General features: G+C 38.8%; 13 protein-coding genes and 2 pseudogenes. 12 read left to right on the forward strand and 3 right to left on the reverse strand.

What is annotated here, in order from left to right:
• The first annotated feature begins 57 nt into the window (after window positions 1–57).
• Window positions 58–495 carry an Rrf2 family transcriptional regulator gene (locus SM12261_RS02910; protein WP_001166788.1) on the forward strand — a complete coding sequence of 146 codons (438 nt, stop codon included), beginning with the start codon at window positions 58–60 and terminating at the stop codon, window positions 493–495.
• Between the two features lie 68 nt (window positions 496–563).
• The gene (locus SM12261_RS02915; RefSeq protein WP_000281605.1) at window positions 564–1,583 is read left to right on the forward strand and encodes a YdcF family protein; all 1,020 of its coding nucleotides are present in this window, start codon (window positions 564–566) and stop codon (window positions 1,581–1,583) included.
• A gap of 87 nt (window positions 1,584–1,670) precedes the next feature.
• Here SM12261_RS02915 and SM12261_RS02920 read toward each other — a convergent pair whose 3' ends face one another.
• Window positions 1,671–2,744 (reverse strand): DUF2974 domain-containing protein, encoded by a 1,074-nt coding sequence (locus SM12261_RS02920; protein ID WP_001273807.1) that lies wholly within the window; start codon window positions 2,742–2,744, stop codon window positions 1,671–1,673.
• Window positions 2,745–2,899: 155 nt separating this feature from the next.
• On the opposite strand from SM12261_RS02920, the gene SM12261_RS02925 reads away from it, so the two are divergent.
• From SM12261_RS02925 to SM12261_RS02945, 4 genes are all read left to right on the forward strand, one after another.
• The gene (locus SM12261_RS02925) at window positions 2,900–3,577 is read left to right on the forward strand and encodes a response regulator transcription factor (protein WP_000548991.1); all 678 of its coding nucleotides are present in this window, start codon (window positions 2,900–2,902) and stop codon (window positions 3,575–3,577) included.
• Window positions 3,570–4,544, forward strand: coding sequence for a sensor histidine kinase (locus tag SM12261_RS02930; RefSeq protein ID WP_000887959.1), 975 nt, complete (start codon window positions 3,570–3,572; stop codon window positions 4,542–4,544). The genes SM12261_RS02925 and SM12261_RS02930 overlap by 8 nt, the downstream gene beginning before the upstream one ends.
• A gap of 435 nt (window positions 4,545–4,979) precedes the next feature.
• Window positions 4,980–6,491 carry an ATP-binding cassette domain-containing protein gene (locus tag SM12261_RS02940; RefSeq protein WP_000938204.1) on the forward strand — a complete coding sequence of 504 codons (1,512 nt, stop codon included), beginning with the start codon at window positions 4,980–4,982 and terminating at the stop codon, window positions 6,489–6,491.
• A gap of 290 nt (window positions 6,492–6,781) precedes the next feature.
• Window positions 6,782–7,831: a DUF389 domain-containing protein gene (locus tag SM12261_RS02945; protein WP_000147504.1), complete on the forward strand. Its 1,050-nt coding sequence runs from the start codon at window positions 6,782–6,784 to the stop codon at window positions 7,829–7,831.
• Between the two features lie 150 nt (window positions 7,832–7,981).
• Here SM12261_RS02945 and thrS read toward each other — a convergent pair whose 3' ends face one another.
• Window positions 7,982–9,925 (reverse strand): threonine--tRNA ligase, encoded by a 1,944-nt coding sequence (gene thrS, locus SM12261_RS02950; protein WP_000608360.1) that lies wholly within the window; start codon window positions 9,923–9,925, stop codon window positions 7,982–7,984.
• Between the two features lie 321 nt (window positions 9,926–10,246).
• Window positions 10,247–10,620 (reverse strand): annotated as a pseudogene (locus tag SM12261_RS09715) (hypothetical protein).
• A gap of 204 nt (window positions 10,621–10,824) precedes the next feature.
• On the opposite strand from SM12261_RS09715, the gene rpsO reads away from it, so the two are divergent.
• The 6 genes and pseudogenes from rpsO to SM12261_RS02985 all read left to right on the forward strand — a co-directional run bounded on the left by rpsO (window position 10,825) and on the right by SM12261_RS02985 (window position 15,856).
• Window positions 10,825–11,094 (forward strand): 30S ribosomal protein S15, encoded by a 270-nt coding sequence (gene rpsO / locus SM12261_RS02960; protein ID WP_001018251.1) that lies wholly within the window; start codon window positions 10,825–10,827, stop codon window positions 11,092–11,094.
• A gap of 637 nt (window positions 11,095–11,731) precedes the next feature.
• A complete protein-coding gene (locus SM12261_RS02965) occupies window positions 11,732–12,448 on the forward strand; it encodes an ABC transporter ATP-binding protein (RefSeq protein WP_000854373.1) in 717 nt (238 codons plus the stop codon).
• 1 nt (window position 12,449) lies between these two features.
• Complete coding sequence (locus SM12261_RS02970; RefSeq protein ID WP_001259053.1) at window positions 12,450–13,532, forward strand: ABC transporter permease; 1,083 nt, start codon at window positions 12,450–12,452, stop codon at window positions 13,530–13,532.
• A gap of 23 nt (window positions 13,533–13,555) precedes the next feature.
• The gene (locus SM12261_RS02975; protein ID WP_000004586.1) at window positions 13,556–14,179 is read left to right on the forward strand and encodes a TetR/AcrR family transcriptional regulator; all 624 of its coding nucleotides are present in this window, start codon (window positions 13,556–13,558) and stop codon (window positions 14,177–14,179) included.
• Window positions 14,180–14,410: 231 nt separating this feature from the next.
• Window positions 14,411–14,662: pseudogene (locus SM12261_RS02980) on the forward strand (transposase); the annotation flags it as partial.
• 573 nt (window positions 14,663–15,235) lie between these two features.
• Window positions 15,236–15,856, forward strand: a complete 621-nt coding sequence (locus SM12261_RS02985) for a CadD family cadmium resistance transporter (protein ID WP_000531727.1) — start codon at window positions 15,236–15,238, stop codon at window positions 15,854–15,856.
• The last annotated feature ends 284 nt before the right edge of the window (window positions 15,857–16,140 follow it).

Here is a 16,140-nt window from a genome sequence, read left to right on the forward strand (position 1 = left end):
TATAATAATAGAAAAAGAAGAGTAGAGGCAGGGTAGCCTCGTAAAAAGGAGAAGAGGATGCAAATTCCAAGTAGATTTACCATTGCGACTCATATGCTGATAATTATTGCCCTCGAGGGGAAGGAAAGCAAGGTGACCAGTGATTTTCTGGCTGCTAGTGTCGGGGTCAATCCAGTCATTATCAGAAAGACCTTGTCCCAGTTGAAGAAGGCAGAGCTGATTTCAGTCGCGCGCGGAACGGGCGGAACAGAGATTGTTAAGGATCTCAAAGACATTAGTCTTTTAGATGTTTATCAAGCGGTCGAATGTCTTGGTAAGACAGGCCAACTCTTCAGTTTTCATGACAATCCAAATCCAAATTGCCCAGTTGGAGCTCATATTCATGATGTTTTGGATCAAAAATTGGAGAGAATCCAGCTGGCTATGGAGGCTGAGCTTGGTCAGACCAGTCTAGAACAGGTCGTAGCCGATGCAGAGAGTCAAATGAAGGAGTGAGAGGGGTAGATGCCCTCTTTTTCTCTATGTAAAATTGTGATAAAATAGAATCATTAAAGGAGGAAGAAATGTATCTTGTTATAGGAATTGTATTAGCCTTTATAGTGTCATTTTGGAAAGATAATAGAAGTTTGTGGAATCCAGTATTATTCTTATTATCCCTCATTTCCAGTTATTTTTATCTAGGCTACCTTTTTTATCAAAATGGGTATGAGAAGATTCATTTCGCTTTTTTTATATTTCCCTTTATTTTACTTCCGATACTGCTTTTTCTAAGTGGCATCTTTTTAATCTATAATGGCCTTATCTTGCTGAAGCGAGAGGGACGTTCAAAGGCTAATTATCTCTCAATGCTCCTTGGAATAGTCATTTTGTTATTTTTTGCCTTGATGTCATTTCGATTGGGTGATAGAAATGAATTATTTTACACCAATCACTTTCTAAACATTTTATTTGCATTTATTGCTTATTCTTACTTTATTTTTGGTTTTGCTTTTGTGGGTTTTATGTTGTACTCTATCTTGTATCTCTTTATTCCTAAGAAGAAGCATTATGATTTTATCATCATTCATGGTGCAGGTTTGTTAGACGGAGAAAAGGTAACACCTTTGCTAAAGAGGAGAATTGATAAGGCAGTAGAAGCTTACCACAATTCTAAGAATCCTCATATCAAAATCATTGCTAGTGGTGGTCAAGGAGGAGATGAGAAGATTTCTGAAGCGCAGGCTATTACAAACTATCTGCTTGAAGAGACCGATGTTCCCCAAGATGGGATTATCCTGGAGGACCAATCAAGGACTACCTACGAGAACCTTCTCTTTTCTAAGGAACTTGGTGAGAAGCTGGTAGCCAAACCTCAATTCCTCTTTGTAACAAATGATTATCATGTCTTTAGAACAAGTACCTATGCTCGTAAGTTAAAAATGAAGGGAGATGGCCTCGGATGTAGGACGGCAGGCTACTACATACCATCTGCTTTTATTCGGGAGTACGTAGCTCTCTGTGTCAAAATGAAATGGCTTTTCCTTGCCTTTTATGTCCTGCTATTAGCACTCATTTTGATAGCCTACAAAGGAATTATTTGGTAGTCAGATTCTATTTAAAAAGACTTAGAATGCACATGAAAGTATGTATTCTAGGTCTTTTGTTTTGTATACATTTGATTTTCAAGAGTACTATCTATTTTTCCATGCTTGGTAACGGGTATCAATCAATAATTGAGTGAGACGTCCCATAGTTTCCCTTTCTTCTGGAGTTAGGGATTGAGCTTGGACGAAGAGATGATGAATGTGTTCGATAGCCTTTAAGGAAGACAAGTCATTGATAGAAGTAATACCAGAATCAAGAATGGTGCCAAAGAAGAGATCGAAGTAGAGCTGGAGTTCCTCGTCAGGGACTGTGGCCACCCATTCTTTGAAGGTTATGTCAACTTGTTGGCTATCACTGTTGGTTTTATCCAGTTGGACGAAGTGCTTGTCCTCAATCTGCCAACTAAAGGTATCGTGCTGGGCGATACCACCCAAAGCAGTACTGTGCACGATGATTTGCTGGTTAGGGATTTCTAGCATCATACCGATGATGGAACCTTGTGGAATGAAGACCTTGGTTTTATCCATTATCCTTTGATAGCCCTCGGTTTGTGTCAATTCTGTGTGGAGACCAGGCGCATCAAAGGTATAAACTGCTGTGATTTGATTTTGCAAGTTTTTCTCAATTTGACTAGCAGCATAGATGGCTAAATTTCCTCCCTTGGAATGTCCAGCCAGAATGACCTTTTGCTTAGGATGGTGGGCAAAAAAGTTCTTTAAATAGCGGAGGGCATGCTTTTGAGCAGGAATTTCCTTCATATAAGTCAGGTGGAAATCTTCCTTCCAGCCAATGATACTGTCATCAGTCCCACGAAAGACAATCAGATAGGTATCGAGATTGAGGTGGTAGGTCATAGCTGCAAATTGTTTTTGCAATTCAGGATTGATGTCATTGATAAAATGGGAGAGTTTGCAATTTTTGAAGCGTTTGTGTCGAGCTAATTCATCCAATAGCTGGAGGCGATTTTTGCTGGTCAACATGTTAGGCTCTCTTGGAACCTGAGGTGCCAGGTCTAAAAGTCGCTGAGGAGTTGTGGAGACCAGATTATCAAAGGAGAGGTAGGTGGTTTCTGTTAAGGCTAAAACATCTAATTCATTCAAAGGTAGGTCGTAAAAGGAATCGTGTGCGACATCTTTCAGATAGTCAAAAATATTGGCCATAAGAGCTCCTTTCTTTTTATTTATCTTATCAAATTTCCCTTAAATTAGCTAGTAGGATTGCCTCATTTTGTTGCCTAAAAACAAGCTGCTTCAAATTCAGTTTCAGATCTTCTAGCATTGAAAAATCTGTTATAATAATAGAAAAGGAGGAGCGCATGCACAAGATTTTATTAGTAGAAGATGATCAGGTTATTCGTCAACAGGTCGGGAAAATGCTCTCTGAATGGGGATTTGAAGTGGTGCTGGTAGAAGACTTTATGGAAGTTTTGAGTCTTTTTGTCCAGTCGGAGCCTCATCTGGTCCTCATGGATATTGGACTGCCCTTGTTTAATGGCTATCACTGGTGTCAGGAAATTCGCAAGATTTCCAAGGTCCCCATCATGTTTCTGTCTTCGAGAGACCAGGCTATGGATATTGTCATGGCAATCAATATGGGGGCGGATGACTTTGTGACCAAGCCTTTTGACCAGCAGGTTCTTTTAGCCAAAGTTCAGGGCTTGTTGCGACGTTCATATGAGTTTGGGCGTGACGAGAGTTTACTGGAATATGCTGGTGTTATCCTCAATACCAAATCAATGGATTTACATTATCAAGGGCAAGTCTTGAATTTGACCAAGAACGAATTCCAGATTTTACGAGTTTTGTTTGAGCATGCGGGCAATATTGTAGCGCGTGACGATCTCATGCGGGAACTTTGGAACAGTGACTTTTTCATTGATGACAATACCCTATCTGTTAATGTGGCTCGATTGCGTAAAAAGTTGGAAGAGCAGGGCTTGGTAGGATTTATCGAAACCAAGAAAGGGATAGGGTACGGATTAAAGCATGCTTGATTGGAAACAATTTTTTCTAGCCTATCTGCGTTCCCGTAGTCGTCTGTTTGTCTATCTGATTTCTTTGACGTTTCTGCTCTTACTCTTTCAGTTTTTATTTGCCAGTTTGGGAATTTACTTTCTCTACTTTTTCCTCTTGTGTTGCTTTGTAACCATCTTATTTTTCACTTGGGACATATTGGTGGAAATGCAGGTCTATCGTCAGGAAATTCTCTATGGGGAGAGGGAAGCCAAATCTCCTTTGGAAATAGTTTTAGCAGAAAAATTAGAAGCGCGTGAGATGGAACTTTATCAGCAGAGGTCAGATTCAGAAAGAAAATTGACGGATTTGCTGGATTACTATACCTTGTGGGTTCATCAGATTAAGACCCCCATTGCAGCTAGTCAACTCTTAGTTGCAGAAGTAGCCGACCGCCAACTGAAGCAGCAATTAGAACAGGAAATTTTCAAAATCGACTCCTATACTAATCTAGTCTTACAGTACCTGCGTTTAGAAAGTTTTCATGATGATTTGGTCTTAAAGCAGGTGCAAATTGAGGATTTGGTCAAGGAAATAATTCGTAAATATGCTCTTTTCTTTATTCAAAAAGGCTTAAATGTCAATCTACATGACCTTGATAAAGAAATCGTGACGGATAAAAAGTGGCTGCTAGTGGTTATTGAGCAAATCATCTCAAACTGTCTCAAGTACACCAAGGAAGGTGGTCTGGAGATTTATATGGAGGGGCAAGAGCTTTGTATCAAGGATACGGGAATCGGGATAAAAAACAGTGATGTCCTCCGAGTCTTTGAACGTGGCTTTTCAGGATATAATGGACGCCTAACCCAGCAGTCATCTGGACTTGGCCTCTACCTATCTAAGAAAATTTCTGAAGAACTGGGGCACCAGATTCGCATCGAGTCTGAGGTCGGAAAAGGAACGACAGTGCGGATTCAGTTTGCTCAAGTGAACTTAGTCCTTGAGTGAGAAGAGACAATGAGTTTTTACCCAATCTCTTTTTGCTATATTTCAGGATATTTGAAGACTGTTTTTTTCAAAACCAATAATAGAATTTTTAATACGGAATATAGTATAAATACTGGTTCAAAGTGAAGTTTTGTATGCTTTATACTTTTGTTGAGTATAAAATCTATAAACTAAGGGTGAATTACAGAAATTAATTTGAGATGAAGTGAATTGTAGACTTGGGAAATGTCTCCTATTCGATTTCAGAATGAATCGTTGATACAGGATTAAAAGAACTGCAGCTTTCTTTTTATTTTGAATGATAGTAAAAACTGCAGTACTTGTGTGATTTACAATTATTGCACTCAATGTCCGAGTATCGCACTATCTGAAATAGGGAATAGTAGAGATTGTTCTGCGATATGTAAAAAAACGCATTAGTAAGGAGTATCGTATATGCTACCATATCTTAAAACTATTAGATGGTATCTCTTCTTTAATTTTCTTTTTGGTGTAGTATCGAATATCTGCACAGCTTTGTTACCGTATTTCACGCAGGCATTAATCAAAGGGGATTATCAAGTAGCTCTATATGGTTACTCTATGTCAGTGGCTGGCTATTTGAGTTGTAACTATATCCAAATGATACTTGATTGGAAGCAGGGGATTATCTTTTCGACTACTTTGAAAAATGAGTGGTTTCGTTCACTTCTGGGACTCAGTCACCACGATTTCAAGCAGAAAACAGTAGCAGAGTATATTTCCTATCAATCTAATGACCTAGATTCGTTGGAAAAGGATTACCTTCCTCCATTGATGAGTTTTATCAAACAAATTTTACGTATCATCATTTACGCTTTCATTATTAGCAGAACAATTAATCCTATTGTATCATTGATTTTAATCTTTTCCACTGGAATTAGTATTCAAATTCCTAAAATCGTTGGGAAGTTGACCGCTAATCGCAGACAGGTTTACTTGAAAAAACAAGGAGATTACTATCGAACTTTGGAGGATTTGCTCATGGGACATCATTTGGTAAATAAACTAACTATGTCGCATTTTTTGAATCAACAAAAGAGTTCTCTAAAGAATTTGCAGGATAAGTATTTTAAGTATGGTTTGACAAAAATTACTGGCATCTTATTGACAGGTGTTTCTTTTGAATTCATTAGTCTTGTTCTGTTTATTTATTTAGCCTACTCTCTATCTCACCAGCAACTCGGTATTCCTGAGGTGGTGGCGAGTTTCGGATATATTAATGCTTTTTCTGAACCAATACAGGAAATCCTTTATGATTTACAAATGTTAGAGTCCGTAAAGCCTGTAATCAAGAGTTTTCAAAACATTGTTGGGAGACCCGTTTCAGTTCAAGCACCTCAACATTCTTTTGATACGATTACTTTGAAAAACATTTCCAAACAAATGGGAGAATCAAAATTGATAATTACTTCCGCTACGATTCAAAAAGGGGATAAAATTGCGCTTATTGGTAAGAATGGGTCTGGAAAAAGTAGTCTTCTCAACATTTTAAATGGAACAGATGAAGATTTTGAAGGACAAATTGTGCTAGATGGGCTTGTTTTGGACCATCTTTGGGGAAGATTCGGTATGATTCTGCAACAAGAACATACATTTATTTCAAGTTATGAAAATAATGTAACGCTATTCAATAGTTTCAATGAAAAATTCAGAGAAGAAGATTTTGAAAAAATTCCACCACAATCCCTGTCAGGTGGTCAGCAACAACGAATGTATTTAAATCGTGAGAAAAATCGTAAAAATCCATTGCTTATCCTAGACGAACCTTTCTCTGCCTTGGATACTAATCAGTTTAAAATGGAATTGGAAAGAGTTCTGGAACTACCAAGTGCCGTCATTGTTACTTTACATCGCCAAAACGAATTATTAAGTAAGTTTGACCAAGTTTGGGAAATTAAGAATGGAGAACTTGTAATTTTGAAATAGCTAAATTATAAAGAATAAAACGCATAGTATCAAGGTTCAGGAGATATCGTTTTTCCTTCTTCGGATAAGGAAACAAAAATTTCTTGCTTCATCTATCTGTTAAATTGAGAGATTTCCTCAGAGAAAGACTGTAAAATTTTTGATATAATGTTAAGGATGGACTGACGGATACTTAGAGGATTATTTTCAAAAGAATAATAGGTGAGAAGAAAAATATGTAAGATTGGACAGAAGTCTCTCTACCATCATCTATGCAGAAACAAGATTATATGAAATAAAAGGAGTAACCAATGACCGGAAACTATTCAACACGTGAATACCGTGAGAAATTATATGATGATCTTCATGTTCGATTAAGAGATACAGTGATTTTGATGTGTGCGATTTTTATTGCCTCTATTGGCCTAAATATGAATTCAACAGCTGTCATTATTGGAGCCATGCTGATTTCCCCTCTTATGACACCGATTGTTGGACTCGGATTTGGTTTAGCTATTTTTGATACGCGTTTAATCAAGCAATCTCTAGAGGTTTTATTTACCCAAGTATTGGTTAGCTTGCTTGTCTCGGCTCTGTATTTCTGGATTTCTCCCTTATCTTATGAAAGTAGCGAATTGATTGCACGAACCTCTCCAACAATTTGGGATGTGCTCATTGCTATTGCTGGTGGGATAGCAGGTTTCATTGGTTCAAGGAAAAAAGAAGCAAACAATATCGTACCAGGAGTAGCCATCGCAACAGCTCTGATGCCACCTATCTGCACTGCAGGTTACGGTTTAGCTAATGGAAATGTACGATTTTTATTTGGGGCTCTCTATCTTTTCTTGATCAACTGTGTCTTTATCATGCTAATCAACATTGTTGGAACAAGAATTATGATGAGAAAATCTCCCTTAAGTTCATTTAAAGAGCTAAACATTAAAATGAGAATTGGGTTGATATCCTTGATTGTATTATTGATTCTTCCGGCCAGCTATTCAGCAGTCACTCTAACGATAGATCAAGCGCGAAAAGAAGGAATCAAACAGTTTGTAGGAAAAGAGTTCGCCAATCACACGGTCATTAATCAAGTCTACAAATCAAGAAACAATGAGTTGGTCTTGACGGTTGTTGGAGATCCGCTTTCAGAAGAAGAATTAGAAACGCTCCACCAAAAACAAGCCTCTTACGGTATTCAATCTGTTCAATTGAAAGTCAATCAAGTTCATAATTCGACAAAATTAGACAGTGATTCGACCAAGGAATTTTATGAAACCATTAACAAGTATATCGATCAAAAACTCTCTGAAAAGGATTCACAAAAAGATCTCGTAAAAGAAAATGAAGCAGACAAGGATTGAGGATATTGACCATATCTAACTCATGAAAGCAAATCTTGTGTGGTGGTTTGATCAATCACTACTAGCTCAGGTTAAATAAAATATAAAAAGCAACAGCTGAAATAGTTGTTGCTTTTTAGGTAGCTAGGATTTTATCCCAGGTTTTATCTCTTATTTCTCAACGCGTGATTTGTTGGCGATATCAGCAAGGATAGCTTGAACAAAGTCATCAACTGAGACAGTTTGTGTTTCTTTTTGGCCATAGCGACGAACGTTAACAGTTCCGTCTTCCATTTCCTTGTCCCCAACAATCAATTGGTAAGGAATCTTGCTTGTTTGTGAAGCACGGATCTTGAACTGCATTTTTTCATTGCGCTCATCTACGTCTGCACGGACACCACGGTCACGGAGTTTCTTAGCTACTTCCCATGCGTAGTCTACGTGTTTTTCGTTAGATACTGGGATGAGGGTTACTTGGTGTGGTGCAAGCCATGTTGGGAAGGCACCCTTGTAGTTCTCAATCAAGATAGCAGTGAAGCGTTCCATAGTTGAAATAACACCACGGTGAATCATAACTGGACGGTGCTCTTCGCCATCAGCTCCGATGTATTTAAGGTCGAAGCGTTCTGGAAGCAAGAAGTCAAGCTGGATAGTAGAAAGAGTTTCTTCTTTTCCAAGAGCGGTTTTAACTTGAATATCCAATTTTGGTCCGTAGAAGGCTGCTTCACCTTCGGCTTCAAAGTAATCCACACCCATTTCATCAAGAGCTGCACGAAGCATAGTTTGGGCATTTTCCCACATCTCATCGTTATCAAAGTACTTATGAGTATCTTGAGGGTCACGAAGAGAGAGGCGGAAGCGGTATTCAGTCAAGTTGAAATCTTCATAAACATCGATAATCAACTGAAGGGCACGTTGGAATTCTTCTTGGATTTGTTCTGGAGTAACGAAGAGGTGACCGTCGTTGAGTGACATTTCACGTACACGTTGAAGACCAGTGAGGGCACCAGATTTTTCATAACGGTGCATCATACCGATTTCAGCGATACGGATTGGCAACTCACGGTAAGAGTGAACATGGTGTTTGAAAACTTGGATGTGGTGCGGGCAGTTCATTGGACGAAGGACAAATTCTTCCCCGTCACCCATGTCCATAGTTGGGAACATGTCTTCTTGATAATGATCCCAGTGACCAGAAGTCTTGTAAAGCTCAACAGAAGCAAGTGGTGGAGTGTAGACGTGTTGGTAGCCAGAAGCTAGCTCTTTGTCTACGATGTAGCGTTCCAACTCACGACGAATAGTCGCACCATTTGGCAACCAGAATGGAAGCCCTTGACCAACCTCTTGAGAAATCATGAATAAATCAAGCTCTTTACCAAGTTTACGGTGGTCACGTTCTTTGGCTTCTTCACGCATTTGAAGGTAGCTTTTCAAGTCTTTCTTGTCAAACCAAGCTGTACCATAGATACGTTGCATCATAGCGTTGTCGCTATTTCCACGCCAGTAAGCACCAGCTACGTTAAGAAGGTGGAAGATTTGGATACGGCCTGTTGATGGGACGTGAGGACCACGGCAAAGGTCCACGTATTCACCCTGACGGTAGATGGTCAAACCACCTTCGTCTTCTGAGTGTTCTTCAATCAATTCTAATTTGTAAGGGTCGTTCTTGAAGATTTCACGTGCCTCGTCTTTAGTCACTTCTTCACGAATTGATGGGAAGTTTTCTTTGACGATTTTTTGCATTTCTTCTTCGATACGAGGAAGGTCTTCGTTAGAGATTTGACCAGCAGTGTTGTCAGTATCATAGTAGAAACCATCTTCGATGGCTGGACCAACTCCCAAGTGAATGTCTGGGAAAAGACGACGAGCTGCTTGGGCGAACAAGTGAGCAGCTGAGTGACGCAAGATTGGAAGGGCATCTTCGTGGTCAGGTGTCACAATTTCGATGCTTCCATCTTCAGTGATAGCGCGAGTAGTGTCGATGAGTTTGCCGTTGAATTTACCAGCCAAGGCCTTTTTAGCTAGGGAATTGCTGATAGATTGGGCAATTTCAAAAGTTGTAACGCCAGATTCGAATTCACGAACAGCGCCGTCTGGGAAAGTAATGTTAATCATGATGTTCTCCTTACTTATATTATTGACGAATGTGTTAACCCTATTCTGAAAACAGGGACAGAGGATTGTGAAAGCTAGAAAAACAAAAAGCGACATCCTAAAAAGGACGTCGTAACGTGGTTCCACCTTCATTTATGTTCCTCAAAAAAGAGGGACACCTCTGATTGGCTCTAACGTGGCCACCGTTTTATGTTTTCATAAAAACTCAAGAGTAGTATCAGTTTAGACTTCCTATGCGTTTCCAGCAACCACGCACTCTCTAGTAGAAAGGGACTAAGTGACTTGTCTCTATGGATTATTATAGCATGATTGTGAGATTTTTCAAGGATTTTGTGAAAGTTTTTTGTTTTTCATTTTTGTAGAATATGCTTGATGCCAATACCGGAAGCCATGCCCACCAGAGCCAAGGTTTCATAGATTAGCAAGTAAATTAGTATAAACTCACCAAAAGTTATGATAGTAAAGCAAAAGAGCAGTCCGTTACCAATTAACCACCAAAGTGAGAAACGGAAACGGTAGCTATAGAGTAGCGATATAATCAAGATTACCAGAGGTGTAAAGAAGAGAAGATTGTTTATATAGAGTCCCTTGAGTGTGAGGGGGTCAGAAACAACTAGCAAGAACAACTCATAAAGTGGCCAATAAAAGAAAAATATGACCAGATAGTAGGGGAGATGGAAATAGAATCTACGCATGATAATCACCTCGTTTTAAAAAACAGATAACTTAGATTTCTTGCTATGATTATTATAGCATCTTTAAAACAAGAAAGTAAATCTGTTGACAAAGAAGTTAGTTATTGGTAGAATAGGGATTGTCGTAAAGACAAATAACTTCTTCTTGGTTACAGGCATGCCAACCTGTCACTCGGATGAAGCCAAATAAAAAGGAGAAACATCATGGCAATCTCAAAAGAGAAAAAAAATGAAATCATCGCACAATATGCACGTCACGAAGGTGATACAGGTTCAGTAGAGGTTCAAGTTGCTGTCCTTACTTGGGAAATCAACCACCTTAACGAACACATCAAACAACACAAAAAAGACCACGCTACTTACCGTGGATTGATGAAAAAAATCGGTCGCCGTCGTAACTTGCTTGCATACTTGCGTAAAAACGACGTTAACCGTTACCGTGAGTTGATCAACTCTCTAGGACTTCGTCGTTAATCTGCTTTATTTTCCACTTACATTGCGTTGTCACCTTACCTCGATATACTCAAGTATTATCTTCGGTTACGGTTCCTAGCACTGTAAGGTAAAATAAACCAGAATGATCTCCCTTCGGGGAGATTTTTTTGTTTCACTAAAAATTTTGTACAATCTTCGCCTCGTCGCCTAGTCTATAAACGGTTTATCCAGCAAGACTGTAGCTCTCTGATTTTCAGAGGGCTTTTTACGTTGTCACCTTACCTTGATATGCTCAAGTATTATCTTTGGTTACGGTTCCTAGCACTGTAAGGTAAAATAAACCAGATATTCTCCCTACGGGGAGATTTTTTTGTTTCACTAAAAATTTTGTACAATCTTCGCCTCGTCGCCTAGTCTATAAACGGTTTATCCAGCAAGACTGGAGCTCTCTGATTTTCAGAGGGCTTTTTACGTTGTCACCTTACCTTGGTATGCTCAAGTATAATCTTAGGTTACGGTTCCTAGCACTGTAAGGTAAAATAAACCAGATATTCTCCCTACGGGGAGATTTTTTGTTTTAAAAAAATTCAAATCATCACTTGACAAGTGAGTATTCACTCACTATAATAGATTTATCTTTAAAAAAGTAAGTGCTCGCTCACCTAGGAGGAAGTAAATGAAAACATTGCTACATTTACAAGATTTACAAAAATCTTTTGGTCAACAACTTGTGTTAAACCACGTTGGTTTTGAATTACAGTCTGGGGAAATCATTGGTCTAATCGGTCCTTCTGGTGCTGGTAAATCAACCATGATTAAAACCATGTTAGGGATGGAAAAGGCAGATAGCGGTATCGCTTTAGTCTTAGACCAGACCATGCCCAATCGTCATATTCTGGGAGATATTGGCTATATGGCCCAGTCAGATGCTCTTTATGAGGCTTTGTCAGGACAAGAAAACTTGGAATTTTTCGGCCAGCTAAAAGGGATTCCTAAAAAAGATTTGACAGCTGAAATTACCCATGTGGCTCAAGTGGTAGACTTGACAGATCATTTAAATAAGGCCGTGTCTGGTTATTCCGGAGGGATGAAACGACGCTTGTCGCTGGCTATTGCGCTTTTAGGAAACCCTCAACTCTTGATTTTGGACGAACCGACGGTTGGAATCGACCCTTCTCTTCGAAAGAAAATCTGGCGAGAGTTGATGGCGCATAGAGACAAGGGTGTAGGGATTTTGGTCACAACTCACGTCATGGATGAGGCAGAGCTGACAGATAAGGTCGGTCTACTATTAGGTGGAAAAATCATAGCCTTTGATACACCATCCAAGCTAAAAGAATCTTATGGTGTTTCAAGTATTGAAGAAGTCTTTTTGAAAGCAGAAGGAGAATGAAATGAGAACAATTGCCATTGCAAAAAAAGTCATCAAAGAATTGCTACGTGACAAACGGACACTGGCCCTAATGTTTGTGGCACCAGTCTTTATTATGTGGCTGATGAACCTCATGTTTTCGGCTAGTACAACGGTGACTGTTAAGCTAGCGATACAAGATGTGCCAAGTAGTTTGGTAAGTAGGATGGATGACTTAGAGCATGTCAGTGTCAAAACATACAAAGACTTGGATCAAGCTAAAGAGGCTTTAAACGATGAAAAAGTAGATGCAGTTATCTCTTATAAGGATGGGGAATATAATGTAGCCTATGCTAATACAGATGCCTCTAAAACTTCGGTGATCCGACAAGTATTACGCACCAGTATTGCCAGTGAAGACACTAATCAATTATTAGCCCGTGTGAAGCAATCCCTTCCGCAATTAGAACTAAAGGTAAAATCTCCTGAAATTAAGGAATCTTATGAATATGGTAACGAGGACACCGGCTTCTTTGCTAAAATGATTCCTGTTTTGCTTGGGTTCGTCGTTTTCTTCTTTGTCTTTTTGATTTCAGGGATGGCACTCTTGAAAGAACGTACTAGCGGAACCCTAGATCGTTTGTTGGCAACCCCAGTTAAACGTTCGGAAATTGTTTACGGCTATATGTTGTCTTACGGCTTTATTGCCATACTGCAGACAGGAGTAGTCGTTCTAGCAGCCATCTGGTTGTTGAAAATTGAAGTTGTCGGAAGTCTGTTAAATGTTATAATAGTTAATGTGGTACTGGCTCTGGTGGCACTAGCCTTCGGAATTCTCTTGTCTACCTTGGCAAAATCAGAATTCCAGATGATGCAATTTATTCCTCTTGTGATTATGCCGCAACTCTTTTTTTCAGGAATCATTCCACTTGATTCAATGGGAGACTGGGTAAAAACGCTAGGGAAATTCTTGCCTTTGACCTACTCAGGTGATGCGATGAGTCAGATTATTCTTTACGGACGTGGACTTGGAGATATTTTACCAAATATTGGTGTTCTACTAGTCTTCCTTGTCGCTTTGACAGTTCTCAATATTGTCGGCTTGCGTCGTTACCGTAAAGTATAAAATGTAAATGTACGAGGATGAAAATGAGTGAGAGTGTTTTTGAGTCGTTTGAAGCTTATCTAAAGGGGGCAGACTATCCCAAGGGAAAGAAAAAAATCATGCAGGCGGCGGTCGATTTGATTTCTACTAAGAGTTACAATGGGACCTCCACCTTACAAATTGCCAAACATGCGGGACTTAGCCAAGCAACGCTCTTCAAGTATTTCAAGACCAAAGAAGATTTATTAACGGCTATTTTGCACCCTGTTGTTCCAGGACTTTTCGGTCGTTTTTTTGAAGAACTTTTAGCCTTAGAAACGACTGAAGAAAAGGTGCATTATCTGGTCCAAAATCGTATGGCCTATCTCAAAACGAATCGCGCTTTGATGAAAATTATTCTTCAGGAAATTTTTTCAAATAAGAAACTGAGAAAAGAACAACTTTATATTTGGAATACTCTTCAGGATAAATTATTAGTACTCCATAAGGAATTGATAGCAGATTCACGAGTGAATCCTGAAATCACGGTTCCTCAAATGGTTCGTATTTTTATAGGTCCCTTATTGGCCTACTTTGCCCAACTCTATATCGTTAGCGACAATAGTGACATAAGAGAAGAAGACTTGAATTTGTTGGAAAAACAGATTTTAGGTGGTTTGTGGAAATAAACGCCGACTGAAATGATATTTCTTAAAATAAAACACAAAAAGGACATGTTTCTGACTAAAGCAGATTTATGTCCTTTCTTTTCAGTTATGTACATTGTTTAATTGGTTTTTCTTTGTGATTCTTGGGAAGTAGTTCCTATGAAATCATATTACAGTGGTTATTTTTTGATATAATAATTCTTAAAACTTAGGAGGCAACAGATGATACACAAACATGAAATTCCAATTTTAGAGTTTGCCTGCTATCCTCTGGTAGAGAACTTAGGAATTCCCTTTTTCTTTGAGTATGCCTATTATTCCTGGCAGAGAGGAAGCAATGAAAACTCAAATGGCTTACTAAGAGAATATTTCCCAAAGAAAACAGATTTAGCCGCTATTTCTGATGAGGCTTTGAAAAAGGCCTTATATGACATCAATCACCGACCACGAAAGTGTTTAGCTTACAGAAATGCTTGTGAAGCCCTAGAGGATGAGTTCAAGTAAATGTTGCACTTATTCTTACAATTTATCTTTTACTAAAAATTTTGTACAATCTTCGGCTTACCGCCTAATCTATAAACGTTTTATCCAGCAAGAATCATGATGCTAAGGGCGTAAGAAATCCGTATGAAAATAGGGAAACGACACCGTGTTCGATGAACACAAGGAGTTTCATCTTTTTCACTAGGATTTTAGCCCGGGCTCAAATCAGCTCTCGGACTTCAGAGGGCTTTTTTATTGAGGTTTTATCGGTCACAATTTTGGAGACTACAAAAACCTCAAATGGTATCAGCTAATTACACCATAAAGGTGCGTAGCTACTCGGCTTGAAAAGCCGAGTAGCTGTCTGCAAGCCCCTTCGGAGAGCCCACACTTTACGAAGTAAAGTATAGTATGTTATACTCTACATGGAAGTAGTTACTGAATTCCAGTTAGAAATTACTTTGTAACTACGTTTTGAGGAGGAGTAAAATGCTTTCCTATGTTCGACATTACCCACTAGCGATAGCTAAATTAATGTGTCTGTGCTCTCCTAAAATCTGCTGATTTATTACTGACCAATACAGGAGGTTTTTTATGGGACAGACAATCATATCTGCTATTGGTGTTTATATTTCCACCAGTATCGATTATTTAATTATTTTAATTATTTTATTTGCACAGCTATCACAGAATAAACAAAAATGGCATATTTATGCGGGGCAATATCTAGGCACAGGCTTACTTGTAGGGGCGAGTTTAGTTGCTGCTTATGTTGTTAATTTCGTGCCTGAAGAATGGATGGTTGGATTGCTTGGTTTAATTCCTATCTATTTAGGGATTCGCTTTGCAATTGTTGGAGAAGGTGAGGAAGAAGAGGAAGAAGAGGAAGAAATTATTGAAAGATTAGAACAAAGCAAGGCAAATCAACTGTTTTGGACAGTTACATTGCTGACAATTGCGTCTGGCGGAGATAATTTAGGTATCTATATACCTTATTTTGCTTCGTTAGATTGGTCACAGACCCTCGTGGCGTTGCTTGTGTTTGTAATCGGCATAATTATCTTATGCGAGCTTAGTCGGGTGTTATCCTCTATTCCGTTAATATTCGAGACAATTGAAAAATACGAGCGAATCATTGTGCCCTTAGTATTCATTCTACTTGGACTATATATCATGTATGAAAATGGCACGATAGAGACTTTTCTGATCGTGTAGATTTTTTTGTTTCACTAGGATTTTAGCCCGAGCTCAAATCAGCTCTCTGATTTTCAGAGGGCTTTTTACATTGTCACCTTACCTTGGTATGCTCAAGTATTATCTTTGGTTACGGTTCCTAGAACTGTATGGAAAAACCAACCATAATTTTTCTGATTTTAATTGTATTTTTTCCATAGCTTGTTACACAGTTGAAAATATGGTATACTTTTCATGAGAATTTTCTAAATTTTTAAGATTCTATCAAAGGAGGTTTGCATGCTTTCCAAAATTTTCTGGAAGCC

The sequence above is a fragment of the Streptococcus mitis NCTC 12261 genome (assembly GCF_000148585.2).
In the GTDB taxonomy this organism is placed as follows: Bacteria; Bacillota; Bacilli; order Lactobacillales; family Streptococcaceae; genus Streptococcus; species Streptococcus mitis.

What these genes read in the sequence shown, in the direction of transcription:
- SM12261_RS02910 (WP_001166788.1), top strand. Translation starts at nt 58, where the DNA reads ATGCAAATTCCAAGTAGATTTACCATTGCGACTCATATGCTGATAATT.
- SM12261_RS02915 (WP_000281605.1), top strand. Translation starts at nt 564, where the DNA reads ATGTATCTTGTTATAGGAATTGTATTAGCCTTTATAGTGTCATTTTGG.
- SM12261_RS02920 (WP_001273807.1), bottom strand. Translation starts at nt 2,744, where the DNA reads ATGGCCAATATTTTTGACTATCTGAAAGATGTCGCACACGATTCCTTT.
- SM12261_RS02925 (WP_000548991.1), top strand. Translation starts at nt 2,900, where the DNA reads ATGCACAAGATTTTATTAGTAGAAGATGATCAGGTTATTCGTCAACAG.
- SM12261_RS02930 (WP_000887959.1), top strand. Translation starts at nt 3,570, where the DNA reads ATGCTTGATTGGAAACAATTTTTTCTAGCCTATCTGCGTTCCCGTAGT.
- SM12261_RS02940 (WP_000938204.1), top strand. Translation starts at nt 4,980, where the DNA reads ATGCTACCATATCTTAAAACTATTAGATGGTATCTCTTCTTTAATTTT.
- SM12261_RS02945 (WP_000147504.1), top strand. Translation starts at nt 6,782, where the DNA reads ATGACCGGAAACTATTCAACACGTGAATACCGTGAGAAATTATATGAT.
- thrS (WP_000608360.1), bottom strand. Translation starts at nt 9,925, where the DNA reads ATGATTAACATTACTTTCCCAGACGGCGCTGTTCGTGAATTCGAATCT.
- rpsO (WP_001018251.1), top strand. Translation starts at nt 10,825, where the DNA reads ATGGCAATCTCAAAAGAGAAAAAAAATGAAATCATCGCACAATATGCA.
- SM12261_RS02965 (WP_000854373.1), top strand. Translation starts at nt 11,732, where the DNA reads ATGAAAACATTGCTACATTTACAAGATTTACAAAAATCTTTTGGTCAA.
- SM12261_RS02970 (WP_001259053.1), top strand. Translation starts at nt 12,450, where the DNA reads ATGAGAACAATTGCCATTGCAAAAAAAGTCATCAAAGAATTGCTACGT.
- SM12261_RS02975 (WP_000004586.1), top strand. Translation starts at nt 13,556, where the DNA reads ATGAGTGAGAGTGTTTTTGAGTCGTTTGAAGCTTATCTAAAGGGGGCA.
- SM12261_RS02985 (WP_000531727.1), top strand. Translation starts at nt 15,236, where the DNA reads ATGGGACAGACAATCATATCTGCTATTGGTGTTTATATTTCCACCAGT.